This is a genomic window from Paenibacillus sp. S25 (assembly GCF_019454085.1).
GTDB classification, from domain to species: Bacteria; Bacillota; Bacilli; order Paenibacillales; family Paenibacillaceae; genus Paenibacillus; species Paenibacillus polymyxa_B.
The window spans coordinates 1,564,514-1,591,372 of the sequence record NZ_CP073683.1; the positions used below are offsets into that span (position 1 = coordinate 1,564,514).

Genomic DNA, 26,859 nt, shown 5'->3' on the forward strand with positions numbered 1-26,859 from the left:
GTTTCTTCCCCTATCATAGTGAACAATCTCTCGCTTGTACAGATCAAGTTGAGTAATATCTATTATTTTGTATTGAAAAAAGGACGAAAGCCCGGCTGTATTCCAGTCCAAGCGATCATCCTTTTTTCAATAAAATGATCTATTTTATTTTCACGCATTCGATCTGTTACGTCATATTTTTACCGTAGTAAATTTCGTCCATTTCGATCTTGAGACGTGTTGATATATTTTGTTGCTCTTTTTCACTCAGGCTTTCCTTGGTGTAGCCGAACAGGTAATTGTCCAGATCGAATTGTTTTAGCTTACATTTGGTATGGAAAATATTTTCCTGATACACATTCACATCGATCATGTCATACTGACTGCGTACTTCGTCTGGAATATAGTTTTGAATGGAGGCGATATCATGGTCGATGAAAAGCTTATGTCCATTCGTATCACGTGTGAAGCCGCGTACCCGGTAATCAATCGTCATAATGTCGGTGTCGAAAGAATGAGTCAAATAGTGGAGTGCCTTGAGTGGGGAGATTTCCCCACAGGTAGAGACATCAATATCAGCTCGAAACGTACTGATCCCCTCGTCTGGATGATATTCCGGGTAGGTGTGAACCGTAATGTGGCTTTTATCCAGCTGTATCACGACGGATTCAGGTAGGGGGCCTGGTGACTCGGCATAAGATTCAGTCGGTACCTCCACAATGGGTCCTTCTGATATAAGTACTGTTACGCTGGCTCCTTGAGGAACATAATCCTGCTGGGCTACGTTGAGCACGTGGGCGCCGATAATGTCAGATACATTTTTTAAAATAGCTGTCAGCCGATCTGAGTTGTATTGTTCATCAATATATTCGATATACGCCTCGCGTTCTTCTTTGGTTTTGGTATAACAAATATCGTACATGTTGAAGCTTAATGATTTGGTCAAATTGTTAAATCCGTGCAGGGTAATCCGCTGTTCCGGTGTTATGGTCATAGGCTATTTCCCCTTATAGTCGCAGTATTCGTACATAATATTCCCAACACGCCTTTTCATATACCGATTCATAAAATCAGTTCTGTAGTGAATCCATTTCATAATACTTTTAGTAGCTTTAATAAAGAGTACATATAGATCAAAATGGTTTAATTTGTCTATATGTAGTATACACTTCGTTGGTTTAATCATTTATGAAATTGATTCTAGTGTTAGATTAAAGGCCTGAACAAGTATGTCTTACCCGTTTGGCATAATTAAAAACAGGCAGGGGAGCGGCTTTGTTTTTACATGTATGGAAATTTTAAAGTATATATACTTTATTTCTTACTCAGCAATTTTTAAGTAACAGGACTTATAATATGAACTATGTATATGAAGAAGGAACTGAATGGACAGAGGACTCGTAGTAAAACATAAAAACCGGGTAATTAATTCATTAATTTAATGTGTATCACCTTCACAATGCAGAAAGCTTAACCGAATATGATTATAGACCCGAAAAAATAGTGATTTTGTATATTGCGTAAATCGAGAAAAGCAACTTCAGCTAATAATATGCGTATAATAAAATAAACGTAAGAAGCTGAGAATTATGAAGTTAAAATGAATTTTGTTAGCAAAATTTAAATTAAAAACCGATCCCATGTTACTATCAGGATTTTGCAAAATTCGATTCCAGTCGCTCCGAAGTGCAAGATATAGACGAACTAAACCATTTCGATCTATATCTTATTCATTGGAAGTCGTTTATTGGATTTTTGCAAAATCCTCTACTGGAAGAAAAACGGTGGAAGGAGTATCAAGATGCTGGCTTTGTCCGATCCGGTCTGGACTCTGCTCCAAGGCCCCTACGGTTCTTCTCAATACGTCCCAGAAATGTTGAAGCAGCTCCAAGCCGGATATGACGGCGAAATGGCTGACACCTTGTATTGGGAGGAACTGTATCACCAAAATACGTTGTATACTTGTACATTTGCAGCTGTACCTTACCTTGTGGACATTGCGTTAAAAAGTTCTGATATAGGGATTCGTGCAGATATATATAACATTTGCGGAATATTCGAAGCGAAGAATAACAATCCCTTACATACCAAAGTTCCATTGGAATTTACAAGGGATCAGGTAAAAGTGGATTCTAGTCTGGCTGAATATATTTATGCACAATATCGGTGTGCCATTGTCCGACTTGCAGAATTGACTGAAGAAATGGTGCTCTATGCGAAAGAGCACGAAGGAGATGTCGGTAAACGCTATGTTCTGGCTGCGGGTGCCGCTTTTCAGGGTTATCGCTGCGTAGCTTATATGCTACAAAGCTTCGATACAGGTGACGAATATACGCTGGATTGTCCCCATTGCGGTACCCCGCTCTATATTTGGCCTGATGAACAGAATGACACCCTGGTTGTCTATGATAAGGATCCTGTAAATTCAGACAATCTGGTTCCCCATCCGATCCGCCCCCGTTCATTGGACCATAGAGGTGCTAATATGCAGTGGTTACACGAATATGCCCAAAAAATTGAAGAAAACAAGCTGCTTGCCCAGTTACCCTATTTAAACGGTTGGGTAGATTGTCCAGTGTGTAATACGCCCATATATATATGGGATGAGTTGATGAAAATGGCTGATGGTGTTCGGAGGTATACCGCTTAATCAATCAAAAAAGGGTGCTGTCTTCTACAGCCCCCTCATTTCCTCTTATATTTTTCCATCTAATCTCCGTATGCTTTGCCCAATTCTACTCCCGAAACAGATTCAAAAAGGTTTTAGGAATGTCGGATTCAAAACGCAGCAATACTCCGGTGACGGGATGAATAAATGACAATACCCTCGCATGTAGGCCAAGGCGCCCAATCGACTTGGATTTGGAACCGTATTTTTTATCTCCAACAATTGGATGACCGATATCCTCCATATGTACGCGGATTTGATTTTTGCGTCCGGTTTCCAAACGTACTTCCAGCAAAGAAAAATGCCGATTGGCTTGAAGCAGCTTGTAATGAGTGACTGCGTGCTGTCCGTCATTCGGATAAGGACTGGAATACATTTTTAGCGTCTTGCTTTCTTTCAGCCATGAAGTGATTGTACCCTCAGCTTTTTTAACTTGCCCTTCGACAAGAGCAATGTATGTTCGTTCATACACAACTTCCTTCCACGCTTTTTGCATTTCCTGCTGTATGGCTTCGCTTTTCGCAAACATCATCACTCCTGACGTATCACGATCCAAACGATGCAGTACAAAAATACGATTGTACGGATGTTCGCGCCTCACATGGGCCGTAAGCTGGCGATATGCTGTTACTTCCTGCTCCTGCGCTGAAGCCACGGACAGCAACCCGGCATCCTTATGGATAACGATAATGGCTTCATCCTCATGCAAAATACGTAGCCCAGTCAGTGGTACAACGGGAGTTACTTTTTCCTTGGAAAGAGCGACAGTCTGACCTTGCTCCAGTGGAAAATTATGCACGGTACGCGGGATGCCGTTGACGGACACCTGCCCACGAGCCAGTGCTGATTTAATGGAGTTACGACCCATGCCAGTCACATGTTCTACTAAAAAGCTCAATAGCTCGGCAGGCTCCTGGACGATGTATGTTTTGGCAGGGGCTTTATCTAAAGCATTCGTTCTCCGTTGAGCTTCCGGTCTATGGGAGCCAGATCTTCCGGCAGGTTTATGACTGCGTTTGGAATGGCTTGCGTTTGACGTAGATTTTGTATGATTTTTCCTTTGGGGTTTCCGATTGTTCATGGATTCTTTCTCCTTCTTGGAACCGTGTCTCTTCATAGTTATGGACAAATTTGCGGCACCGTGTTCACTATATCATGAGAAAACAGCGAACGCCATAAGGGACTAAACCAGATTGGCAGTCTTCTAGCGGTTGAACATTACCCTGAACCCCGGTAAACTAAAGGTAACGAAAGAAAAGCCGATATGCGTCAAGGACGCTAGAAATATGAGGAGTTTTGAAACTATGAGTGTACAAGCACCAACATTGGAACGGGCGCAGGACTTGCTGCAAAAATTTTATGGCTATCCCGATTTCCGGGAGGGACAAAAGAAAATTGTGGCCAGTATGCTGGAGGGCAACGATACGTTGGGCATCATGCCGACAGGGGGCGGAAAATCGATATGCTACCAGATCCCCGCGTTGCTGCATGAGGGGCTGACCATTGTCGTGTCACCGCTCATCTCGCTGATGAAGGACCAGGTGGATGCGCTGACTACAATGGGGATTGCTGCTGCCTACATCAATAGTACGTTGAGTGGTCGAGAAGTGAATGACCGCATACGAGCCGCACGAAATGGTGACTTGAAGTTGCTGTATGTCGCACCGGAACGACTGGAACTGGACTGGTTTCGGGATGAAATGGCTCAGTTGCCAATTTCCTGCGTTGCGGTAGATGAGGCGCACTGCGTATCCCAGTGGGGCCATGATTTCCGTACCAGCTATCTGGCTGTGGCTCCATTCGTGGACGGGCTGTATGAACGCCCAATCGTGGCGGCGTTTACGGCAACGGCGACACCGCAGGTCATGGATGACATCGTGCGCCTACTTCGTCTGCGCTCACCGGAGACGTTCGTTACAGGCCTTGGACGGCCAAATTTGGCGTTCAGTGTGCTACGCGGGGAAGACAAACGCAGCTTTTTACTGAATTATGCCCGTGAGCATGAGGGTGAATCGGGCATTATTTATGCGGCGACACGTAAGGACGTGGACGATTTGTACCAACGGCTGCGTGACGCAGGCATGGCAGCCGGGCGTTATCATGCCGGGATGACAGATCAGGAACGTGCAGATAGCCAGGAAGGGTTTCTGTACGACGATATCCGTGTCATTGTAGCAACCAATGCCTTCGGCATGGGGATAGATAAATCGAACGTACGCTATGTCATTCACTACAACATGCCTAAAAATATGGAGGCTTACGTGCAAGAGGCGGGACGCGCAGGACGTGATGGCGACCCGAGTCAATGTATTTTGCTGTTCGGACCGCAAGATATTGTGACGCAGAAGTTTCTGATTGAGCAAAATCCACAGGATGAAGACCGCAAGCGTAACGACTACCGCAAGCTCCAGCAGATGGTTGATTATTGCTACACGACTCGTTGCCTACGTACGGCACAGCTTGAGTATTTCGGAGAAGCGGAAGAGCATGAAGCTTGCGGCATATGTAGTTCATGTACAGATGAGCGGGAACTGGTTGATATGACCATAGATGCGCAAAAGATTTTTTCGTGCATTCATCGCATGCGGGAACGTTATGGGGTCTCGATGGTCGCCTCGGTGTTGAAAGGCTCGCGTAACAAAAAAGTGCTGCAGTATGGTTTTGACAGCCTGCCAACCTATGGCGTGATGGGCAACCGGACGGAAAAAGAAATTGCTGAAATTATCAATGTTCTTGTTTCGGAAGGCTATCTGATGTTGTCCGAGGGACAATATCCGGTCGTACGCTTGCAGCAGCTTGCGGCTGAAGTGCTGAAAGGCCAGCGAGAAGTCATGCAGCGTGTGGTGCGACATGCCACGGCTTTTGCAGGTGGAGCAGGTTCACGCGGAAGACAGGGACGCGATGCATACCCGGCTGCAGTCAACGAAACCGTGTTTGAGCAATTGCGCCTGATCCGCCGCGATCTGGCCGCCCAGGAGCATGTACCGTCTTATATCATTTTTAATGATGCGACGCTGCGTGAGATGAGCGTAGCGAGCCCGCAATCCGAGGCAGACATGTTGCGGATCAAGGGTGTCGGCGAAGTGAAGTTCCGTAAGTACGGCAAGCCGTTTCTTGATTTTTTTCAAAATCAGGGGAATATCGGGGGAACGGTAAGCGAGGACGAGATTTATGCAGACGATGTGTACGAGGATTTTGAATAGCTATACTAAGGTAAGGCTATAACAGTCCATGCAAACTATAGAAGGTTGTGACCTATGAAAGTCATTTTATCAACGTTAAATGCAAAATATATTCATACCTCGCTGGCAATTCGATGCCTCAAAGCCTACAGTGAAAAGGACTTTGATATCGAGCTGGCGGAATACACAATTAAGGACCCGGTGATGAACATCGTATCCGATTTGTTTCAACGGGGGGCAGATGTCATCGGCTTTTCCTGTTATATTTGGAACATTGAAGAGACGATTAAAGTCATTGATGTGTTGAAAAAGATTATGCCCGAGGTCAAAATTGTTCTGGGTGGTCCGGAGGTATCCTACGATACGGATCACTGGATGAAGCGTTTGGCGAATGTGGATTTTATCGTGGTTGGTGAAGGAGAGGAAACCTTCCATCAACTGCTGCAGGAGCTGGAAGGGGATCGCAAGTTCCATTTTGTCTATGGACTGGCTTACCGTAAGGGAGAAGAGGTTATTCAGATGCCCGGCCGCCCGAAAGCAGACTTGAACGAGCTGCCGTCGCCCTATCGTTTTGCAGAGGATATACCGGAACTCGGGAAACGGGTTGTTTATTTTGAAACGAGCCGGGGCTGTCCGTTCAGCTGCCAGTTTTGTCTGTCCAGCATTGAGGTTGGGGTGCGTTATTACGATATCGAGCGCACAAAGTCAGATATTTTGTATCTGATCGACAATGGAGCCAACCTAATCAAGTTCGTGGATCGGACGTTTAATATTAAACGCGATTATGCATTGGAAATGTTCAAATTTTTGATTGAAAATCACCGTGGCTGTGTCTTCCAGTTTGAGATTACGGCAGATATTATGCGTCCTGAGGTATTGGATTATTTGGCGGAAAACGCGCCGCCGGGCGTATTTCGATTTGAAATCGGCGTCCAATCAACGAATGATCCTACCAATGAGCTGGTTAAACGTCGCCAGAACTTTACCAAGCTTTCCCGTACTGTTACCAAGGTCAAACAAAGCGGTAAAATCGACCAGCATTTGGATTTGATCGCCGGATTGCCTTTGGAGGACTACAACACATTCCGTAAAACGTTTAATGACGTTTTTGCGCTCGGCCCGGAAGAGCTTCAACTTGGCTTCCTTAAAATGCTGCGTGGCACTGGACTGCGTATCGACGCAGATAAGTACAACTACAAGTACATGGACGTGGCGCCTTATGAAATGCTGAGCAATGACGTCCTTTCCTTTGCCGATATCGTCCGGCTCAAGCGCTTGGAAGATGTATTGGAGAAATACTGGAACTCTCATCGTATGGATCATACAGTCAACTATCTGATTGAGCGTGAATTCTCGTCCGCTTTTGATTTCTTTCAGGAATTCGGAGACTACTGGGAAGGACAGGGCTGGCAAAAAATTGGACATCAGCTCGAAGATTTGTTCACGCGTCTCCAGTCCTTCTTGGAATCGCGTGGAACAAAGCGAATGGATATGGTGCTTGGACTGATGAAGCTTGATTATTTCCTGAACCATAAATACAAGCCGCGTAAAATCTGGTGGGAGCATACCTTGGAGAAGGACGATTGGTCCAGCTACATGAAAATGATTCTCCAGCACCCGGACGCGCTGTTGTCACCTGCGGTTGCAGATTTAGTGGCAGATGCGAGCAAGGAGAGTACAGGTGAGGCGAATGTAGGCAATCAACAGCCTCAGCCATACCGCGAGATTATTCCAGCCTTTGCTTCATTGAAGCTGAGTGAAAAGGAACTGCAAAAGCACGCTGTGCTGGATGTACTGCCGTTTAGTCTGGATCATATCCTGAGTGGGGGAAGCCCATTGACAGCCGAAGGCCGCACGCTGTTGCTTGTAGTCTATCAGCAAAATGGACAGCAAAAACCGCTCTACTACACCATGCCGATCGGCAAAAATATCGCCGCCATTTAAATAAAAACGCCAGAGGGCATCGACTTTGATAAATTAAGAGTCGGTGTCTTCTTTTGTTTTATAAAAAATAGGTGGTCACTCCAAATTTTACATTCGTGTAATCTATTGCTTTACGATGCTTTACAAAGCAGATATATGATTACTTTATCATATATGAATATTAAATTTATTGGAGTGTGACCTTGTGAAAAAGCGTTCGATGAAAAAGAGTATCCTTGCTTTAGGTGCCATTACCGTTTTGAGTGCGCCATTGTTATCTGCTAATATCCCCAACGCTTTTGCAGCCTCATCTAATACCAAGTCTACTACCGCACAGGTATCCAAAGGACTGAAAACTTCGTCAGCGAAAGTCGATGCTCCTAAGAATGTCATTCTCTTTATCGGCGATGGTATGGGAGAAGCAAGTCGCAACGCGATTCGCTTGGCGACGGTAGGGAAATCGGGATTACTTGAAATGGACAACATGCCTGTAACCGGCTTGGTTAGCACAAGTTCAGGGGATAATCTGGTTACGGATTCTGCCGCCGCTGCGACTGCAATTGCAACAGGTGTGAAAACGTATAACGGCGCGATCGGAATGGATTTGAATAAAAAACCAGTGACAACGATTATGGAGCTGGCTAAAAAAGCAGGCATGTCTACAGGTGTCGTGACGACAAGCCAAGTGACAGACGCAACGGGGGCCGCCTTTGGTGCGCATGTCGAAAAACGCTCCGCTCAAAGCGAGATTGCCAAGCAGTATCTGGAGAAAAGCAAGGTGGACGTTATTCTGGGCGGTGGTGAGGATTTCTGGTACCCTGCCGGAACAGTAGGCAAACATCCAGATGCACCGGCAGAAGATCCTGAGGAAGCTAGTAAGGGAACTCAAGGAAATTTGGTAGAACAAGCGAAGAAGTTGGGTTATAGCTATGTGACAAATCAGACAGAAATGAAAGCAGCTAAAGGTTCTAAGTTGTTAGGGCTGTTCGCCAATGAAGAAATGTTTCAAGCTCACAACAAGCTGGGTAACTCTTACAACCCAACGGTTTCTCTACCAGATATGACGGCTAAAGCGATTGATGTTCTTTCCAAAAACCAAAAAGGTTTTTTCCTGATGGTAGAGGAAGAAGGAACGGATGAGATGGCGCATGACAATGAAGGTGAGTTAACAATTAAGGCTGGGCAACAGCTCGATAAGGCTGTTAAAGTAGCAAAGGATTATGCCAAAGCACATCCAGATACATTAGTGTTGGTGACGGCAGATCATGAAACGGGCGGTTTGGCGATTGAAGGCGAAGATGCGGAGGATGAATCCGGTGAAGGCGTCTCCAAAGAAGATGGTCCTTTTACTGTAAAAGGCTCTAATGAAAAGTTTTATATCGACTGGACCACGGGAGGACATACATCTGTTGATGTGGCGTTAACCGCAATGGGCCCCGGCTCTTCTCAGTTTAGCGGGAATTACCCGAATACTGCCATTCATGACAAGCTGGTTAAGCTACTTCAATTAAAGAAGTAACGTAGTGTGAAAGCTGCCCCTTAAAAAGATTTGCCATATTGGCAATATGGTTTTTCCTGTGATAAACTAAAACTAATAAGTATATACTAAAAAAGAGTAAGGATGCTACCAACATCCTCACTCTTTTACAACAGCCGCTTATAAGGGCGGTGGCTGTTCAAAAAGTTTTAGTCATCGAAATATGACCGCATTCCTTTTCCAGAGGGCGGTCTATTTCTTTTTGTTGAAGGAAATAATCAAGATCACCAACGTTGCAAATTGAATCATCAACATTAATGTATCTTTAACCTCCACAGGCATCACCTCCTTTGCAGGAGACTAGCCGGCCGCCCATCTAAGCCATTCTGTTGTTAGTTTATAGTATATCATATGGATAGTATTGCTAAAAAGGACAAACCTGAACTAAAAAGTTACCTGTCGTGCCAATGCGCAGTCGGATGGGAAGCACCAAAGGTAACTTTTAAATTCGCTTATATTATGAACATGCCGAATATACTCAACCTTTACTCCTCCGTTGTTTTCTTCCCCCACACAAATTTCATTGTAAAAAATATAATTGTCAGCATGATGAGAAGCAATGCCATCTGCAGGCCATAACGATGGATCAGTTCTCCTGCTGCTTGTATATGATCGCCAAAGATACGTCCGAGCAGAAAGAAGATTAGCGTCCAGATCAAGCCTGTTGAATAAGAGAAGAGTGCATAGCGTTTGAAGCTCATTTTATTGATTCCGACAATATATGGGATAATGTGACGGACGATCGGCAGCAAATAACTGATGCAAATAGTGAAGTTTCCATACTTATGTACTAATTTTTCTGAAAACGTAATGTACTTGTCCATTTTTTTCTTCCGGCGCAAACGTTCTAGAATCGGTGTACCCACGGTTCTCCCCAATACATAACCTAAGGACAAGCCTGATATAACCCCAAGATATACAATTAAAAAAGCGGGTAACGGGTGAAGTATGCCCATGCCTGTTACAGCCCCGCCAGTCATCACAATGACTTCATCCGGGATGGGCAGACCCACAATTCCGAGCCATAGAGAAAAGAATAATGCTGCATAGCCGTATTGTTCGATGATGGAAATTAAATATTCCACGTCCATACCTATACTCCTTTCTTATGCTTTCTTTCGGCATACATACACGAATGCAGGTGGAATATTCATAGGCACAAACTTAATTTCTTCAATATCAAACCATTCACCTAACTGTTGCTTCATCTGTTTAGAGTATTGAAAGGCCACAAACATTCCTCCATCCCTGAGCGATAGATGAATTTGTTCTACAATTTGATTTCGCATCGCTTGTGGAAAATTGAAAAATGGCAGCCCGCTAATTATGCAGTCAAGCTGTTCTATTTGGGCATTTTTCATAGCAAGCTGAAGCTCACGCGAGTCGGAATAGCACAGATAATTCGGGAATCTTCTTTTTAAATTCTGCTGCATGGCCTGGTCCTTTTCAAAGAGTAAAACCTTTGGTTGAAAATTGGCAGCAGACGGGATGTATTGAGTAATTGCCCCCGTGCCAGCACCAAGCTCGGCAACAGCATGAACTTCACTCCATAGAATGGATTCTATCATATTTTTAGCTAAAAATCTGGAACTTGGTGTTACACTACCCACATATGCAGGCGAGTACAAAAATTTGAATAGGAACATAAGTCTCTCGTGAACCAAATGGCTAATACGGATCATACATCATTCCCCTACTTTCAATTTTTAGAATACGTTCAATTATTCTTTGCTAAGAGTAACAAATTATCCCTTTACTTACTCCTGTCTCGAGTAGGGTTAATCCCCCCGTCCTGCGGAGGGGATTTTCCTTGACTATGGTCTAGGAAATAAAAAAGGATTACGGTATTAGTGAGTCTGTATGTATTCAGTTATCATTCAGCATACCCTCAGGTTGCATTCAGATTTGCTGCCGATGAAAGGTAGGTGGGCAGCTAAAAACATTATGTACACTGAGAGGGGATCTACTTTGCCACTATCCATTAACAGGCATCTCATCACGACTTCCTATGATCAATCGAATACGGTGAAGTCAAATGAGAATGGACTAAATACCACGGGTCATACCACACACAAGAAATCTAACGATTCACTCGAATTGAGCAAGGAATTTATGGAATACACGGGAGGAATGCAGGCTCCGCTTCCTACGGAAAACTACAGTAATGATTACAAGTACGACGATCAGGATACCATTGCAATAACTGCAGACCAACAGAAAACGCTGTTGTCTGACCTGCAAAGTTATCTGATGTCTTCAAGTGCTTCCTCTGATACAGATGAACTCACCAATAGCACGAAGAATCCGTTGGCTTCGGTTAGCGACTTATTAGCCGGTGTGGATCTTTCGACGGCAACAGATGAGGAAGTATCGGAGCTATTCGATAAGATAGCAGAAACGATCCAAAATAATCGTCCTGCACCGCCGCCTGAAGGGGACCCGTCCCACCCTGAAATGGATAGCAGTGTTCTGCCTCCTATGATGCAGGCAATGGGTGGAATTATGCCTCCATTCGCTTGGAATATCCAAGAGACTTCCAATCAAGAGGATAACAGTGCTACATCTGAGAAAGAGCTTACAGTAGATGAAAAAAGATCCTTGCTGAGTGATTTGCAAAGCGTTCTGAGTTCCAGTCTTATATCCGGGTCAACAGCTTCGGACAAAGATCAGGAAACAGATCTGCTTTCTGCATTAAAAGAAGCGTGGGGAAATACAGATGAATCGAATGCCACAGATGAAGAAATATCGGCTTTATTCGATAAAATCGCTAAGATTTTTGAACAATCTGTATCATCGTCGTCATAGTCATTAGAGTGCAATACCATAGCTTAGAACCGGTTAGCCCACACGTGTAAAACTCATACTTTTATAAAGGGGAAATCTCGTATGAACATTTCATCCACATCCAGCAGTTCAATATCTATTACAAGCACTTCATCTTCATCCAGTACCAACGATACAGCTAGTCTGGAAAAGCAAAAAGCTCAACTTGAAGCGGAGTACAATAAGGTACAGCAAAGTAAGGATAATAAAGATACAAAAGGAACAAAAATAAAGCAGCTTCAGCAGCAAATTAAACAGATTGAAGCTCAAATTGCACAGCAAAGTTCGCAATCCAGCAGCACGTCAGCTCCAAAAATGGAAAAGCCCGCTCCAAGTAACACGGAAACAACTCGTATCAACAGCGCTAACAGCAGTGATATTACGGGAGTGGGGAAATCACTGGATATTTCAATTTGATCATCGCATCTCTTCTCCTGTAGGACAGACGATGGATACAAACGATAGCAGGCTCTCCGTTTCATCGAGGCCTGCTTTTTTCGTTTACTAAATATTTTACATGAATCCAGGGAGCGACTTTCAATCAGCGCTAATTAGATCGGAATAATTCTATCCGTTAAATGAATCATGTGACTAAACATAGAAAAGTATATACAATATATAACAGTAAGAAGATGAAGGTATTTTAACCATTATATTTAAATCAGTAAGTGCTAGTATTCATTTTAAATTGGAGGATTTATGCCATGACGCTGGAACCTCAAATAAGTCGAGGTAGTAGGGATGAAGCGCGTTTAGTCAGAAACAAGTTGATTGAGTATAATGCGAAACACGTCCCAGCAGATATTCGAACCCAATACGAAGAGATTAATCTTACGCTTAAAAATGAAGTCGGTCAGGTGATAGGCGGTCTCCTAAGTGTACTATGTTGGAACTGGGTGGAGGTTGACATTTTGTGGGTAGATCAGCGCTACAGAGGAAAGGGCTACGGTTCGCAACTGCTTGGTGAAATCGAACAAATTGCTAAAGATAAAGGGTGTAATTTTATACAACTTAATACCTTTACTTTTCAAGCGCCCGAATTCTATGAAAAGCAGGGGTATGAAGTCGTTGGTGTCATTGACGATGCTCCAAGAGGCTTTAAACACTATTATTATAAGAAAAGTATCTACTGAGGACTCTATATATGCGCGTACAGATCAAGGAAATAAATAAAGATCAGCATATCATCATTCGTAGTATTGGCAAGGAAAAAGTATACGGCTACTGGACATATTTCTGGCATGAACTGACTTCTGGATATGCGTATGTTGTCCCGTATGAACAAAGCTTGGATAAGTTGATTCCCGGTTGTGTGATTTCGGTCGAGACTTCTCAATCCAGTATAGAAGGGTTCAGAAGGCTGAAGTCTACTGAAGAGACAGGGATTTTTCGGCCTCAACCCAAGCTAGGCGACTATTGGATTCAAGGAATGATACATCAAGTGCTGCACAACGTAGCAGGCGAAATAGAATGTCTGGAGATTGTAGTAGGAGACACTACGTTTATTTTGGATTCTGAAGAAATGAATGGTGATGTCAACGTTAAAGCGGGCGACGGTGTCGCCTTTGAAATCATAGGCCTACAGTTGTTTGAGGAGGGACTGTGATCGTTCTATGGCGATTGATTCGAAAAGAGGTGACACATGAATGATTATAGTAAATCCAAAACGTTGGGTGCTTTTCTGAAATCACGTCGAAATCGACTTCAACCAGAGCAGGCAGGTCTTAGACTTTCACAGGGTCAGCGAAGAACACCGGGGCTTCGCCGAGAAGAAGTTGCTATGCTGGCAGGTGTCAGTGCGACGTATTACACATGGCTGGAACAAGGTAGAGAAGTAACGGCATCTAAGGAGATTATCGAAAGTATAGGAGAAGCTCTACAATTAACTCATGATGAGAGAGCACATCTAATTCAATTGTGGAATCCCAATGAGACGGTTGCTATTTCGCCCATCCATACAACGCTGAATCCACAGTGGCAACATATTATTGATCAGTTGTCCTATCCATCCTTCATCAGCAATGAGAAAGCGGAAGTGCTTGCTTGGAATAGCGCGGCGAATGAGGTCATTACCGATTTTTCTTCCCTGTCCGTTTCTGAACGTGTCATGATTCGTTTATTGTTCGTGGATTCCGAATTACGTCGTCGAATGGTTAACTGGGAAGAATTTGCGTCCTATTCGGTGGCTGTTTTTAGAACTTATTATGACAAGTATTTAGGAGATCCTTGGTTTGAGGAGACGGTAGAAGGGCTGCGTGTGGAAAGTATGGAGTTTGACACCATGTGGAAGCTGCATCATATCCAGCTCAAAAAAGTGAATCGGGTTTCCTTTCAAGTTCCTGGCGCTGTGGAGGCCGTTTCTTATGATATTAATTCTTTAGCAAGTATTACGGACCAACCGGGTCTGCACTTTTGTATCTACACGCCAGTAAGCCAATCCTCTGCCTAGTGATCTTGTTACTAGTATAAACGTACTGTGGTTGCCTCCATACGGGTCCATTAGAATGAGTACATGTTCATTCCATCCATTTACCCAAAGAAAAGAGGGAACCATGATATGCTGAAAAGGAAACTGGGACGTGAAGGGCTGGAGGTATCAGCTCTGGGCCTTGGCACGATGATGATGCCGAACAACGAGGAGTCGGTGCGCACACTTCAGGGAGCGCTGGACCTTGGTGTAACGCTGTTTGATACAGCAGATCTTTATGGTGAGGAATATGCACAGCAGAAGTTCGGCGGCAATGAGAAGCTGGTTGGACGTGCGCTCAAGGGTCGTCGGGAGGAGGTAGTGATTGCCACTAAATTCGGGATCACGCACACTCAGGGACCCAAGGGAGATCCGGCATATATTAAAAAATCTGTGGACGCCAGTCTATTTCATCTGGGGATCGATTATATCGACCTGTATTATCAGCATCGAGTTGATCCCAATACTCCAATTGAAGAGACCGTCGGAACGATGGCCGATTTGGTTAAGGAAGGGAAAATCCGTTATATCGGCTTGTCAGAAGCGTCGGCTGAACAGATCCGCCGCGCGCATGCGGTGCATCCAATTACCGCAGTAGAAACCGAATATTCCTTGTGGAGCAGAGAAGTGGAAGATGATGTTCTTCCACTTCTGAACGAATTGGGAATCGGCTTCGTACCCTACAGTCCACTGGGTCGAGGTTTCCTCACGGGACAGATCAAGAAATTTGACGATCTGCCAGAGGATGATTACCGCCGTCATTTCCCTCGCTTCCAAGGCGAGAATTTCAACAAAAATCTAGAGGTTGTCCTCCTGATCGAAAAACTGGCTGCCCAAAAAGGCTGTACTTCTGCTCAGTTGGGGCTGGCATGGTTGCTGGCGCAAGGCGACCATATCGTCCCGATTCCGGGAACGAAGAGACTGGAAAGAGTGCGTGAAAATCTTGGTGCTCTAGAGGTCTCCTTGTCGGAAGCAGAGCTTCAAGAGATCGAGCGTATTTCGCCCAAAGGTTTCGCAGCAGGTTCTCGTTATCCGGGGCGTGCCTAGAAAACTGAGTATTGGCATGATGATTAAGTTTAGGATAAGACCGTTCCTTTCTGGAGTCGCTTGGTAGTACCAACGGCTCTGCAGAAAGGCGGTCTTTTTTGCTAGTTTTGACCGACTTAGGCATGAGTTCTCTAATCTAGTCTATGGTTAGAGTTATTGCGCTCTACAAAATAACGAGTTAAAGTATGGGAAATGCCATATTTAACCACAGTATGTCGGTGTGAAAGTTAAAAGCTAGATTATAGTGAATCGTGAATAAAGAAAGGTATGATCGGATTGACAACAGAAGTGACACACAAAATATATACCATGTGTATGATTCAAGACGGAAGCAAGGTATTGCTTATGAATAGACCAAATCGAAAGGGGTTTCCGGGTTATATTGCTCCAGGAGGAAAAGTAGAGTTTCCAGAAAGCATTGTGAATGGGGCCATTCGTGAAGTAAAGGAAGAAACAGGCTTAACCGTTACGGAAATTGTATTTAAAGGAATCGACGAATATTGTGACCCAAGTCAAGGGCTGAGATATATGGTCTTTAACTATTTGGCTACAGCCACTGAAGGTGAGCTATTAAAAAATCCCCCTGAGGGAGAATTGCTGTGGGTGGATATGAAGGAGGCGCTAAATCTGCCGATGCAGGATTGGTTTAAGCGGAGATTTCCATTGTTTTTTGAGCCGGGAACGTTTGAGGTTAGTTTCGTTTGGCTGGCGGATACAGATGAAACCCTAGAAGCAACGATTAAGAGCTATGGTGTGTAGAGATGACGACGGCATTTGGAGAACGGCGAAGAAGAGTTGGCACAAAGTTTTCTTACTGCTTACGCACAAGGGATGAAATCTAAAGAAGGATTTACTGAGCGTTTCCGGGTACATATGCTGCATCAGCAGGTTCTAAACTGGGGATGTGCCAAAGCGATGAAGCAAGTCACTTGGGATGATAAGCTCTCTTTTGCAGCTTGGGCGCAAAAATTCATGGATATTGAATACAAGCAATAGCAGATGAATTGAATGTTTAAAGAGGGGGGAGTGAGCGGGATGCAGACCGTCAAATTGGTACAGCCGGATCAGAGCTGGAAGGTCGCTTATCTTTCATTTTATGAGGAATGGAAACAGAGTCAGGAGCATATGGTACCTTGGGTGATTTCTTTAGAACCGTACGATTTTGAAGGTATGCTGACGGTTTTAAGTAATCAGGAAAATGGAATCAACCTGTCTGAAGGCTGGGTCAAAAGCTCAACATACTGGCTTGTGAATGCGAATGAACAGGTCGTGGGAGCAGTAAATATCAGGCATGACCTTAACGAACACCTAATGAATGCCGGAGGTCATATCGGTTACGGTATCCGTCCTTCTGCACGAGGGAACAGGTACGCTGTTACAATGCTGGCCTTGGCGTTAGAAAAAGCAAAAGAGCTGGGGATTTCCCGTGCCTTGGTTGTATGCGACTCCGATAATATTGCCTCCAAAAAAACAATCATACAAAATGGCGGAACGCCGGACAAGGATTACATAGAGGAAGACGGAAACCGTGTAAACCGGTTTTGGATCGAACTGTGAGTGAGAAAGAGGGGAACGCGAGAAGCTCATGAAATTATGGCCTGAATATGCGCAAAACATCATTGTTGGTGTTATTTTTAAAGGGAAATGGAATTGGTATGTGACGGAAAGAGAGTATTGGTTTTTGAATACCGAGATGGAGGAACGGTTCGGTATCCCTATGTTGGATGAAACCACAGCGGGAGCATTTTTGGATCACATCTATGAATATAAGGTGGCTACTGGGGAACTAACTTCAATGCTCCAATTTCTTAATGATGCTATTCAGCATAAGGATGAATTGTTGGAGTTCTGTCCTGCTCTCTATGTTAACTTTGACGAGAAAATTCTCTATTCGCTATTTCCTGAGCCAGCTTCGTTTGAACACTATGTCCCAGCGGGGTGGAAAGGGGAATATCAAAACTTTTTGAACAAGGTACCTTCACCTGAACAATATTGGATGATCGATGGAAGTGATTTTTTTGAGAAATTCACTTGATAGGACGAAGGAGGAAATGAATATATGGATTCTTCCATGCATGAGTTTAAAATCATATCCAAGCACAGAATGTACGATCAATATTTGGTAAAGTTGCGGGCATGCATTGTGCTTTTGGATGAACAGGTGCTATGGCGCGTCGGTGAGGCGGAAACGAATAGCATTGGTGGGATCATCAACCATATCATGGTACATGTGCGCAGAAACGCAGCCAAGCTCATAGATCCGACGATTACATACAAGCAAGGAATGGAGGATAGCTTTATACCTTCCATACAAAACAAGGAACAACTGATGGATGAGGTAGAAGAAGCTTTTTCATCCTTCTGTGCAGCATTGGACCATACGGGGGCGATGAATATGTATGACGTATACCATGTGGTGGAGCATACGGCTTATCATCTGGGGCAGATCATAGACCGAGTTCAGAGATTGGCAGATCACCGTTTTCAATTTGTACAGACAGGACTTAATGAAAAAGCATTGCATGCGATAGTGCAGCAAACCTTGCATAATCTACGAGAATAACAGAAGCAGTAGCTATATAAACCTATAAAATGTAGTTCTAAGGTCACAAAAACCTCTCTAATGGTCATGTTTTTATTTCTTAATTGATATTGATAATTATTATCACTTATAATAGGAGCAGACATATTACGTTATGATAGGGAGAGTTGCAGAGTGACAGTGTCCTTGGAATTATATGATGTAACGATCATCGGCGGTGGTCCTGCCGGTATGTATACCGCATTTTACAGTGGAATGAGAGATATGAAAACCAAGCTGATCGAAGCCAAGCATGAGCTGGGCGGACGGATGCGCATATACCCAGAGAAGATGATTTGGGATGTCGGGGGGGTTACCCCGGTTTTATGTGAAAAGCTGATTGATCAGCTGGAGCAGCAGGCACGGACGTTCGAGCCTACCATTGTGCTGGGACAGCAGATCACTGGTTTGGACCGGCAAGAGGATGGCACGTTCCTGCTAACTTCTGCCACAGGGGAACAGCATTGGACACGCACGATCGTTCTGGCAGTAGGCTATGGTATTCTCAAAATGGCTAAGCTGGAGATTGAGGGGGCGGACCGCTATGAGGTTACGAACCTGCATTATACTGTACAAGAGCTGGAGCCATTCCGGGGCAAGCACGTCCTGATTTCTGGTGGAGGCGACTCGGCAGTGGATTGGGCGAATGAGCTGGAGTCTATTGCGGCGAGTGTGACTGTCGTACATCGTCGGGATCACTTTGGCGGACATGAGAAAAATGTAGCTCGTATGAAATCATCCTCGGTCCGTATTCTCACACCATACGCGGTGAGTCAGCTACATAGCAACAACGGAGAGACGATTGAACAGGTTACGATCAGTCATGTGGATACGGGCGAAATACAGGTGTTGAATGTCGATGCCGTCATCGTGAATCATGGACTTAAATCCGACTTCGGCCCGCTTCGGGATTGGGGGCTGGATATGGGTGAGTGGCATGCCCGAGTGAGCGAAAAGCTAGAAACGAATCTGCCAGGGATTTTCGCGGCAGGCGATTTTGTCGAATACGGAAGCAAACTGTATCTAATTGCTGGTACGTTCACAGATGCCGCCCTTGCACTGAACAGCGCCAAGCTGTACATTGATCCAGCAGCTGACAAAGCGGCATATGTATCTTCTCATAACAGCCGATTCAAGGAAAAAAACCGCGAGCTTGGTGTCGTGGAGTAAGAATACGGAAATAAGTTATATAGGATTACAGATAGGGTAGGGAAAATGTAAAAGAACTTCCGCGACTACAATTCATGTGGTTTTGGAGGTTCTTTTTTTGTCAGGTTACTGACTTCTCGTTCTAAAGGTTGGATGCATACACCATATAGAATAAAATGAAGATAGCCTGTCCTTTTCGGTCTTATATAGTAGATTTTAAGTAGAGAAGATAAGGAGCGTGAAAAATGAGCTTACAAGAGGTACTTGAACTGCTAGCAATTCATCTGCCAGACGACATGGTGGAAGCTTTGCACGTACATAGCAAGGAACGAGAGGGACGGAACGTTAAGCTTCGACTCATGAATGAGCAAGAGCTTGCCGAGGGCATCAAGTGGATGGGGCAGATCGAGGTATTTAAACATATCGTCCCTCTATGGACAGATGACCATTCTAATTATGTTGGCATATATGTGGAGGGACCGTTAGCATATAAGTTGTGTTATATAAGTCACGAGGAAACGGATTTGTCACCGGCGTACAGAAGTTCGTTTTCTCTGATTGCAGAGTTGGAGCAAAATCCAGCACTGGAGTGGGAACAGCTACGTAAGGATTATCCGTCCGGCGATGACATTAGCACAGAACAATTAGCGGAAGATATTCGTTGCATGAATGAACTAAGAGCCTCGCTAGAAAAGGATTCACCTGTAGATGATGATGTGAGATGTCAGCATCTTTATAGCTTAATGGCGATCACGCCTACCTGCGAACTAGACTCATTGCTTCCCTATTTGGACGATGAGGATATGTATGTACAGGAACGAGCATGTGTCCTTTTTGGACATCATGGATATGAACCAGCGACCGAGTTATTAAAAGAAGTGGTGAAGCATGGAAGCCCGAATGGGAAGCTGGCAGCCCGTAAGGCGCTCTCAATGATTCGTAGTAAGCAAATGGACAAGCATTAAAAAATTAAACGAACCTACCATAGAAAGTATGGACGGGATTGAAAGGTGACATATGAAGAGACGAACGGAGCAACAGGAAGCGATTTTGGCAGATATTATTCAAAAGGCGGAGCCCTTTGTACAGCAGCAGTTGGAGCATGATCATAGTGGTCACGATTGGTTTCATATAGACCGGGTGAGAAAGCTGTCCCTTAAAATTGCTGCCAAAGAGGGCGCAGATTCGTTTATTTGTGAACTGGCAGCACTGTTGCATGATGTAGCGGATGAAAAATTAAATGATTCCAAGCAAGCGGGCCTGGATAAAGTAGAGCAGTGGCTGCTTCTGCATGTAAGTGATCCAGATGTGATCACGCACGTGATGACTATTATAGCTACGATGTCCTACAATGGTGGACAAAACCCGCCTATGGAAACGCTGGAAGGTCAAGTTGTGCAGGATGCGGATCGGTTGGATGCTCTTGGAGCAATTGGGATAGCAAGAACCTTTATGTATGCAGGCTCAAAAGGCAGTATGATGCATCACCCGGATAAAGACTTTTCACAGCATGAGTATCGTGCCGCAGGTAAAAGTGCCATATACCATTTTTACGAAAAGCTGCTCAAGCTCAAGGATTTAATGAATACCGCTTATGCTCAAGAGCTGGCGGAGGCCCGGCATCAATGGATGGAGATGTACTTGGAGCAATTTTATAGAGAATGGAATGTGGATAATAAATAAAGTGTTTCAATAAGGCTGTTTCCTCTAACCGAGCATATCGGAGGGGAAATGGCCTTTGTTTTTTTATAAATGTCATATTGATATTATTGAAAATGTGTGTTATTTTATTGTTAATAATAAAATGATAATAACAATATGTTATAAAATATAATGAAAGCGGGGAAGCGGCTATGTTTGGATTTAATTTTGTTAAATTTCAGCCCAGTGAATATGTGATGAAAGTGAAAAACGGGAAGGTGGTTCGGGAGGGAGTTGGATTATCTTTTTATTACTACGCCCCAACCACCTCAGTTGTTGTCGTGCCCGTCTCTTCCATTGATGCGCCGTTCATGTTTGAGGACATGACGAATGATTTTCAGGCGGTGACGGTGCAGGGGCAACTGACGTATCGAATTGTGGATTATCGGAGAACGACGCAGATTTTAAACTATACGTATGACTTGAAGGAACGACGCTACATTTCGGATGATCCGAGCAAGCTGGCCCAACGGGTGATTAACATCGCCAAGGTGCTTACCAAAAAGTATTTGGAGCGTGTCCCGCTCAAAGAAGCTGTTCAGTCCAGTGAACGTCTGGCCCAAAACATGACGAAGGATATTGCTCAGCATACGGAAATGGAAAAGCTCGGCATTGAGGTTATGGGGCTGTCGATTTTGGCGATTCTACCCAATAAAGAGACGATGAGAGCGCTGGAGGCTCAAGCGAGGGAAGAGATTCTTCGCAACGCGGATCATGCTTTGTATGAACGTCGTAATGCATCTATTGAGCAAGAGCGGCGTGTGAAGGAAAACGAGCTGAACACTGAGATTGCAGTGGAGATGAAAAAGAAACAAATCCGCGAAACTCAACTCGTTGCCGAGCGTTCTGTGAAGCAAAAGCAAAGCGAGATGAAAGAGGAGCAGCTACGATTTGACACGGCCTTGGAGGAGAAAAAACGCGAGCTGATTGAGCTGACCGTAACGAATAAAAAAGCAGAAGCCGATGCCAAGGCCTACGAGCTGACCGCAGTCATGAAATCGTTGGAGGATGTTGAGCCGAACGTACTTCAAGCTATGGCCAACATGGATATGAGCCCGGATAAGCTAATTGCGATTGCATTCCAGGAGCTTGCAGAAAATGCAGGCAAAATCGGTCAGCTGAATATTACGCCGGATCTGCTGCAAGGTCTCATGTCAGATACGGGAGCTAGCGGATCAGCAGGATCGAGAGGGTCTGGAGGAAGAACACGATGAGTAGCCGAATGACAGAGCAGAAGATCATTTTGGTGAAGCGTAAAACGCGACTGGAGGAACTGATTGTCCGATACAATACGGTGCAGCAGGCGCGCTTCTTTATGGAACGGTTGGGTGCGGATTTCAGTGATTATGTGCTGGAGGACGAAAATTACCGCAGGGCGGTGGCAACGGCAACGTCGGAGTTAACGGCCTTGGGTCGTGTTCAGATTGTGGAGCGAGAGCATGTGCCGAACTTTATTTTTGGTGAGCAGGATACAGTGGTGGTGCTGGGTCAGGATGGGCTGGTAGCCAACACGTTAAAATATTTGACCGAGCAGCCGCTTATCGGTGTGAATCCAGATCCATTGCGCTGGGACGGGGTATTGCTGCCGTTTACTGTTTCCGACCTGCGCTGGGTGGTGCCGGATGTGTTCGTGCACAGACGGCCAATTAAGGAAGTTACGCTGGCTAAGGCCCAATTAAATGATGGGCAATCCTTGTATGCTGTAAATGATTTGTTCATTGGGCGCAAAACTCATGTCTCCGCGAGATATGAGCTAAGGCTGGAGGATCAGGTAGAGCAACAATCATCCAGCGGCATTATCGTTTCAACCGGATTGGGAGCGACAGGTTGGCTGACCAGTGTGCTGGCTGGAGCAGCCGGAATTGTCGGCAGTGCTACACGGCATCCAATCTCGCTGACTCCAGGCCAGCTGATGCCCGGTGTAGCCTTCACTCAGGAAGGGGCAGCAGACGGAATGAGTCATGATCATCGTGCAACCTGGAGTTCGCCATCGCTTTATTTTACGGTGAGAGAACCATTCCCCAGTCGAACGACTGCTGCGGATCTCGTGTCTGGTCAGGTAGCAGCCGAAAAGCCGTTACGGATTGCATCGCAGATGCCGGAAAATGGAGTTATTTTCAGTGATGGAATAGAAAGCGACTTTCTGGAGTTTAATGCTGGCATTGAGGCGACCATTGGACCGGCGGAGAAAAAAGGGCATCTGGTCGTGTAGAGGTTTGTACAAGACGGCAATGGGTAATTATGAGTAAGGTACAACCATCAGATGAAATTAAACAAAGGAGGAATCAACATGAGCGACCACACTCAAGACGAAGCGAAAATCCGCAACAAGAAGGACGAGGACGGAGATTCCTTGATGGAGAAAACGAAGCTGGAAAATGGCGTGGATATCGAGCCTGAGGCTGATGAATGGATTGCGAAGCCCTCACCAGTGTCATACGATGATACGAACTCCTCTTCGAAGAAATAAGGCTCTTGCGTCCCAATAGAGCAGTGATGCAAAGACAGATGATCCCTAATCGGGTCATCTGTCTTTTTTACATAGGTTAATTGAATCTAGAATAAACCTTCCATACTAGCTCACGACGGCTGCTTACATCCGTTTTTAAGAAAATTGCTTTCAGATGATCCTGCACCGTGTAGGCAGTAATATGAAGTGCGCTGGCCAGCTCCTTGGTCGAAAAGCCCTGAACAATGAGTTGGACAATTTGTCTCTCTCGTTCGGACCATGAGTACACCTCAGCCATAAGCGGCAGCATGTCAGTTGCTTTAGCAGCCTCGAACCATACGGCTAGCTGCTTCTGGCCCGTATGCTCCTGTCCGCCTTGCAGAAGGGTGGCCCTGATGGTTACCCATGGGGTTCCTGCGTCTGCGGAGGGGATACATAGTCGGGCTGGTGCAGTGGCAGTGGATAGCGCTCGCAAGCATACCGCCCGGACAGGAGCCGGAAGGCTGTCTTCATGGATTCCCTCCTGCTGCCGAAGCAGCTGTAGCCACTGCTCTGCTACTGTATTGGACGAGACCGGTTCTAGCTTATCGGAAAGCATGAGAATCCCTGGCTCAAGTTCATTTTCCGTGATCATGACAGGGGCTGGAGATAAACCGACACTGGCCTGACGCAGATGGTAGGCTATGGACGGTGCTAACGCTTCAAGCAGTTGTTGCTCTTCCTCGCTGAATACAGGCTTTCCATGATGACGGAACAACGTAAGAAATCCCCAACAGCTCCCTTTGTACATAAACGGAACACGTAGCTCGTCCCCGAATCCGGCGGGTTGCAAAACATCTCTATATCGTGTGCTCCGATCCGGTTGGCCTTGTGTAGACCCATGTAGCGTCGCTACAGACTGTCCTTCTCGCACCAAATGATCATAGTTCATCATATCGTCGTGCAGATATTCGTATTCCAGAAGTTTGTTATGAATGTCCTCCACACCCGACTCTGTAAATGCCCCCGTGGAAAGCAGTGTGCGCGGATCTACTGAGGTGCAGCATGCCGCATCGAAAGCAATCTGAGTACGCAAGCGGTCGATTAGGGTGTGCTTGTACGTTAGAGATGAGGGGGCTTTTTTCCCCAGATCAATGATTTGCTGTCGGGCGTCCTTAAGCTGTGCAAATTGCGTGTAGTGTGCGTTCATCACTTACTCCTATCGTGAAAGCTGGAGATTCTCAAGCGCGCTTATTTAAATCCCACATTTATGGGATGGTGGATATTCGTATTGTCTTTATAATTGAGAATGATTCTTAATTAAATCTACAATAAACGAATGGTCTGAGAAGATCAAGGCTAAATGTTGGAGGAGAGCACATATGAGACATACCCATATTGGAAATACGGACTCAAATCAACCTATGAGCTGGAATCATCCGAACGTGCATAAGTACGCGGATACGATTGCTTTAAAAATACCTGGATATGCTCATTTGTATGAGATGACAGACTGTCTGATAACCGCACAGCTTGAGGCACAGGCTCATACTAGAAATATAGATCCAAATGTGCTAATTGTCGGAGCTGGAGGCGGTCAGGAATTGATAACACTCGGAGGGCGCCATGAAGCAAGGTCCTTTACGGCAGTTGATCCCTCTGAGCACATGCTGGATTTGGCACGTAAGCGTGTGACACATGCGGGCATCAGTTCAAAAATATCGTTTGTTGCAGGTACATTGGAAGAGTTGTCTGGAGAACAGCCTGAAGAACAGCACGAAAAGCACGGCGAAGAGTCATGCAGAGAATCGGTCTATGACGCTGCTACCTGCTTGCTGGTGCTTCATTTTCTTCAGAGCTTGGAAAGTAAGCAGGCATTGCTTCGCCAGATATCCGCTCGACTCAAGCCGGGTGCACCTTTTTGTCTAGCTTCTATTAATGGGAATCCGCAGGAGCCTTCTTTTTCCATCCAAATGCAGGCGTGGAAAGGTCATATGCTGAGTCAGGGCATTTCACTGGAGGATTGGGAACGATTCGCTGCTTCCATCGGTCGTGAGTCAAACCCGGTGTCCAATGCGGCAATACAGGAACTGTTGATAGATGCAGGCTTTACCCACATCACCCGGTATTATGGCGCTTTTTTAGTAAATGCATGGTTTGCGGTTAAAGAGGGAGTGACGACTTATGACAAAGGATAACATCATCATCATTGGTGGGTATGGGCATGTTGGAAAAATTATATGCACGGAATTAAGTGAAATGTTTCCCGGCAAGGTATTTGCAGCAGGTCGTAGCCTGGAGCGGGCCACTGAATTTAGCCAACAATCGAATGGTAAGATACGGCCCTTGCAGCTTAATATTCATGAGCCGGTGGACCCGTCGATATTAGAGCAAGCCAAATTGGTGATCATGTGTCTGGATCAGGACAATACGGCCTTGGTACGTGCTTGTCTTCAACATGGGGTGCATTACATGGATATTACCGCGAATGCGGACTTTTTGAGTCAGGTGGAGCAGTGTCATCAGGAGGCCCGATCTTATCAGGGCACAGCCCTGTTAAGCGTAGGATTAGCTCCGGGACTGACCAATCTGTTGGCACTGCAAGCGACACAGCTCATGGATCAGACGGATGAGTTGAATATATCTTTGATGCTGGGCTTGGGGGATCGACACGGTCAGGCTGCCATTGAGTGGACAGTAGATCAGATTCATGCCGATTTGGAGGTTATAGAACAGGGACGCTCTGTGACTCGAAAAAGCTTTACCGACGGCATAGTAGCAGACTTTGGTGCAGGAGTGGGTCGTCATCGGGCGTATCGATTTCCTTTTTCGGATCAGCAGACACTTCCTCGTACGCTCAAAGTTCCTACGGTTAGCACACGCCTTTGCTTCGATTCGCGCTTGACCACCCGGCTTCTGGCAGGGCTTCGAACGATAGGAGTATCAGGTCTACTCCGACAGAAAACCGTGCGTGATGCAGTGGTTCGCAGCTTTGGCAAGGTACATATAGGAGGGAATGCTGTAGCGGTCAAGGTAGATGCTCGAGGAACTCTCAATGGCAAGGAGACGAAGGTCGAATGCCGGCTAAGGGGGCACCATCAGTCTGATTTAACCGCTAAGGCAACCGTCTTTGCAGCGCTCGCCCTGTACCGTTCAGAACTTCCATATGGTGTATTTCACATGGAGCAGGTTTTTTCGTGGAATCGCATGCAGGCTTGGTTGGGGCAGCAAGTAGCCGTAGATATTCAGGTGAACGGACAGCAAGTATAGAAGTCATACATTCTAATAAAGGACTTTCATATAATCCAAGCTTATTCAGCAATGTATTGCGGATAGGTCTTGGATTTCTTTTCCTATTGAATTACACTAGAAAG

Annotated in this window: 29 protein-coding genes; 23 read left to right on the forward strand and 6 right to left on the reverse strand. The window is 45.3% G+C overall.

Annotation, left to right across the window (positions count from 1 at the left end):
* Positions 1-166: 166 nt before the first annotated feature.
* Positions 167-973, reverse strand: coding sequence for an adenosylmethionine decarboxylase (speD, locus tag KAI37_RS06725; RefSeq protein ID WP_013309324.1), 807 nt, complete (start codon positions 971-973; stop codon positions 167-169).
* 807 nt (positions 974-1,780) lie between these two features.
* Between speD and KAI37_RS06730 the strand changes: the two genes are divergently transcribed.
* Positions 1,781-2,629 carry a hypothetical protein gene (locus KAI37_RS06730; protein WP_071639994.1) on the forward strand — a complete coding sequence of 283 codons (849 nt, stop codon included), beginning with the start codon at positions 1,781-1,783 and terminating at the stop codon, positions 2,627-2,629.
* Positions 2,630-2,714: 85 nt separating this feature from the next.
* Here KAI37_RS06730 and KAI37_RS06735 read toward each other — a convergent pair whose 3' ends face one another.
* Complete coding sequence (locus KAI37_RS06735; RefSeq protein ID WP_220030953.1) at positions 2,715-3,728, reverse strand: RluA family pseudouridine synthase; 1,014 nt, start codon at positions 3,726-3,728, stop codon at positions 2,715-2,717.
* Between the two features lie 223 nt (positions 3,729-3,951).
* Here KAI37_RS06735 and recQ point away from each other — a divergent pair, with 223 nt between their 5' ends.
* From recQ to KAI37_RS06750, 3 genes are all read left to right on the forward strand, one after another.
* Positions 3,952-5,850, forward strand: a complete 1,899-nt coding sequence (gene recQ / locus KAI37_RS06740; protein ID WP_025724305.1) for a DNA helicase RecQ — start codon at positions 3,952-3,954, stop codon at positions 5,848-5,850.
* Between the two features lie 54 nt (positions 5,851-5,904).
* A complete protein-coding gene (locus tag KAI37_RS06745) occupies positions 5,905-7,773 on the forward strand; it encodes a B12-binding domain-containing radical SAM protein (protein ID WP_071639997.1) in 1,869 nt (622 codons plus the stop codon).
* A gap of 184 nt (positions 7,774-7,957) precedes the next feature.
* Positions 7,958-9,271 (forward strand): alkaline phosphatase, encoded by a 1,314-nt coding sequence (locus KAI37_RS06750; RefSeq protein WP_071639998.1) that lies wholly within the window; start codon positions 7,958-7,960, stop codon positions 9,269-9,271.
* A gap of 210 nt (positions 9,272-9,481) precedes the next feature.
* Here KAI37_RS06750 and KAI37_RS26735 read toward each other — a convergent pair whose 3' ends face one another.
* From KAI37_RS26735 to KAI37_RS06765, 3 genes are all read right to left on the reverse strand, one after another.
* Positions 9,482-9,571, reverse strand: coding sequence for a putative holin-like toxin (locus tag KAI37_RS26735; protein ID WP_007429455.1), 90 nt, complete (start codon positions 9,569-9,571; stop codon positions 9,482-9,484).
* A 203-nt stretch (positions 9,572-9,774) separates the two neighbouring features.
* Positions 9,775-10,380, reverse strand: a complete 606-nt coding sequence (locus KAI37_RS06760; protein WP_071639999.1) for a DedA family protein — start codon at positions 10,378-10,380, stop codon at positions 9,775-9,777.
* Between the two features lie 15 nt (positions 10,381-10,395).
* Positions 10,396-10,971 (reverse strand): class I SAM-dependent methyltransferase, encoded by a 576-nt coding sequence (locus KAI37_RS06765; protein ID WP_220030954.1) that lies wholly within the window; start codon positions 10,969-10,971, stop codon positions 10,396-10,398.
* A 286-nt stretch (positions 10,972-11,257) separates the two neighbouring features.
* Between KAI37_RS06765 and KAI37_RS06770 the strand changes: the two genes are divergently transcribed.
* From KAI37_RS06770 to KAI37_RS06850, 17 genes are all read left to right on the forward strand, one after another.
* Positions 11,258-12,094 carry a hypothetical protein gene (locus tag KAI37_RS06770; protein ID WP_220030955.1) on the forward strand — a complete coding sequence of 279 codons (837 nt, stop codon included), beginning with the start codon at positions 11,258-11,260 and terminating at the stop codon, positions 12,092-12,094.
* An 81-nt stretch (positions 12,095-12,175) separates the two neighbouring features.
* Positions 12,176-12,529, forward strand: coding sequence for a FlxA-like family protein (locus KAI37_RS06775; RefSeq protein WP_076293773.1), 354 nt, complete (start codon positions 12,176-12,178; stop codon positions 12,527-12,529).
* Positions 12,530-12,816: 287 nt separating this feature from the next.
* Positions 12,817-13,245, forward strand: coding sequence for a GNAT family N-acetyltransferase (locus KAI37_RS06780; protein WP_071640004.1), 429 nt, complete (start codon positions 12,817-12,819; stop codon positions 13,243-13,245).
* Between the two features lie 11 nt (positions 13,246-13,256).
* Positions 13,257-13,718, forward strand: a complete 462-nt coding sequence (locus tag KAI37_RS06785) for a hypothetical protein (RefSeq protein WP_220030956.1) — start codon at positions 13,257-13,259, stop codon at positions 13,716-13,718.
* A 36-nt stretch (positions 13,719-13,754) separates the two neighbouring features.
* A complete protein-coding gene (locus tag KAI37_RS06790) occupies positions 13,755-14,561 on the forward strand; it encodes a helix-turn-helix transcriptional regulator (RefSeq protein WP_071640006.1) in 807 nt (268 codons plus the stop codon).
* Between the two features lie 108 nt (positions 14,562-14,669).
* A complete protein-coding gene (locus tag KAI37_RS06795) occupies positions 14,670-15,626 on the forward strand; it encodes an aldo/keto reductase (RefSeq protein WP_071640007.1) in 957 nt (318 codons plus the stop codon).
* A 267-nt stretch (positions 15,627-15,893) separates the two neighbouring features.
* The gene (locus KAI37_RS06800; protein WP_028542993.1) at positions 15,894-16,385 is read left to right on the forward strand and encodes an 8-oxo-dGTP diphosphatase; all 492 of its coding nucleotides are present in this window, start codon (positions 15,894-15,896) and stop codon (positions 16,383-16,385) included.
* Between the two features lie 15 nt (positions 16,386-16,400).
* Entirely contained in the window at positions 16,401-16,622 is a 222-nt protein-coding gene (locus KAI37_RS06805; protein WP_258383053.1) for a hypothetical protein, read from the forward strand.
* A gap of 39 nt (positions 16,623-16,661) precedes the next feature.
* On the forward strand, positions 16,662-17,183 hold the full coding sequence (locus tag KAI37_RS06810) for a GNAT family N-acetyltransferase (RefSeq protein ID WP_220030957.1): 522 nt from the start codon (positions 16,662-16,664) through the stop codon (positions 17,181-17,183).
* 28 nt (positions 17,184-17,211) lie between these two features.
* Positions 17,212-17,661: a hypothetical protein gene (locus KAI37_RS06815; RefSeq protein ID WP_220030958.1), complete on the forward strand. Its 450-nt coding sequence runs from the start codon at positions 17,212-17,214 to the stop codon at positions 17,659-17,661.
* A 24-nt stretch (positions 17,662-17,685) separates the two neighbouring features.
* Positions 17,686-18,189, forward strand: a complete 504-nt coding sequence (locus tag KAI37_RS06820; RefSeq protein ID WP_220030959.1) for a DinB family protein — start codon at positions 17,686-17,688, stop codon at positions 18,187-18,189.
* A gap of 153 nt (positions 18,190-18,342) precedes the next feature.
* Positions 18,343-19,377: an NAD(P)/FAD-dependent oxidoreductase gene (locus tag KAI37_RS06825; protein WP_104495019.1), complete on the forward strand. Its 1,035-nt coding sequence runs from the start codon at positions 18,343-18,345 to the stop codon at positions 19,375-19,377.
* A 224-nt stretch (positions 19,378-19,601) separates the two neighbouring features.
* Positions 19,602-20,321 carry a HEAT repeat domain-containing protein gene (locus KAI37_RS06830; protein ID WP_220030960.1) on the forward strand — a complete coding sequence of 240 codons (720 nt, stop codon included), beginning with the start codon at positions 19,602-19,604 and terminating at the stop codon, positions 20,319-20,321.
* 52 nt (positions 20,322-20,373) lie between these two features.
* Positions 20,374-21,039 carry an HD domain-containing protein gene (locus KAI37_RS06835; protein WP_220030961.1) on the forward strand — a complete coding sequence of 222 codons (666 nt, stop codon included), beginning with the start codon at positions 20,374-20,376 and terminating at the stop codon, positions 21,037-21,039.
* A 170-nt stretch (positions 21,040-21,209) separates the two neighbouring features.
* Positions 21,210-22,271: an SPFH domain-containing protein gene (locus KAI37_RS06840; protein WP_220030962.1), complete on the forward strand. Its 1,062-nt coding sequence runs from the start codon at positions 21,210-21,212 to the stop codon at positions 22,269-22,271.
* Positions 22,268-23,269, forward strand: a complete 1,002-nt coding sequence (locus tag KAI37_RS06845; protein ID WP_025724282.1) for an NAD(+)/NADH kinase — start codon at positions 22,268-22,270, stop codon at positions 23,267-23,269. Before KAI37_RS06840 ends, KAI37_RS06845 begins: the two co-directional genes overlap by 4 nt.
* A gap of 78 nt (positions 23,270-23,347) precedes the next feature.
* A complete protein-coding gene (locus KAI37_RS06850; RefSeq protein WP_013309345.1) occupies positions 23,348-23,527 on the forward strand; it encodes a hypothetical protein in 180 nt (59 codons plus the stop codon).
* A gap of 76 nt (positions 23,528-23,603) precedes the next feature.
* Here KAI37_RS06850 and KAI37_RS06855 read toward each other — a convergent pair whose 3' ends face one another.
* Positions 23,604-24,695, reverse strand: a complete 1,092-nt coding sequence (locus KAI37_RS06855) for a LuxR C-terminal-related transcriptional regulator (RefSeq protein ID WP_071640015.1) — start codon at positions 24,693-24,695, stop codon at positions 23,604-23,606.
* A gap of 172 nt (positions 24,696-24,867) precedes the next feature.
* On the opposite strand from KAI37_RS06855, the gene KAI37_RS06860 reads away from it, so the two are divergent.
* Together KAI37_RS06860 and KAI37_RS06865 are read left to right on the forward strand one after the other, a co-directional pair.
* Positions 24,868-25,683, forward strand: coding sequence for a class I SAM-dependent methyltransferase (locus KAI37_RS06860; RefSeq protein ID WP_076293769.1), 816 nt, complete (start codon positions 24,868-24,870; stop codon positions 25,681-25,683).
* A complete protein-coding gene (locus tag KAI37_RS06865; protein WP_220030963.1) occupies positions 25,670-26,755 on the forward strand; it encodes a saccharopine dehydrogenase family protein in 1,086 nt (361 codons plus the stop codon). Before KAI37_RS06860 ends, KAI37_RS06865 begins: the two co-directional genes overlap by 14 nt.
* The last annotated feature ends 104 nt before the right edge of the window (positions 26,756-26,859 follow it).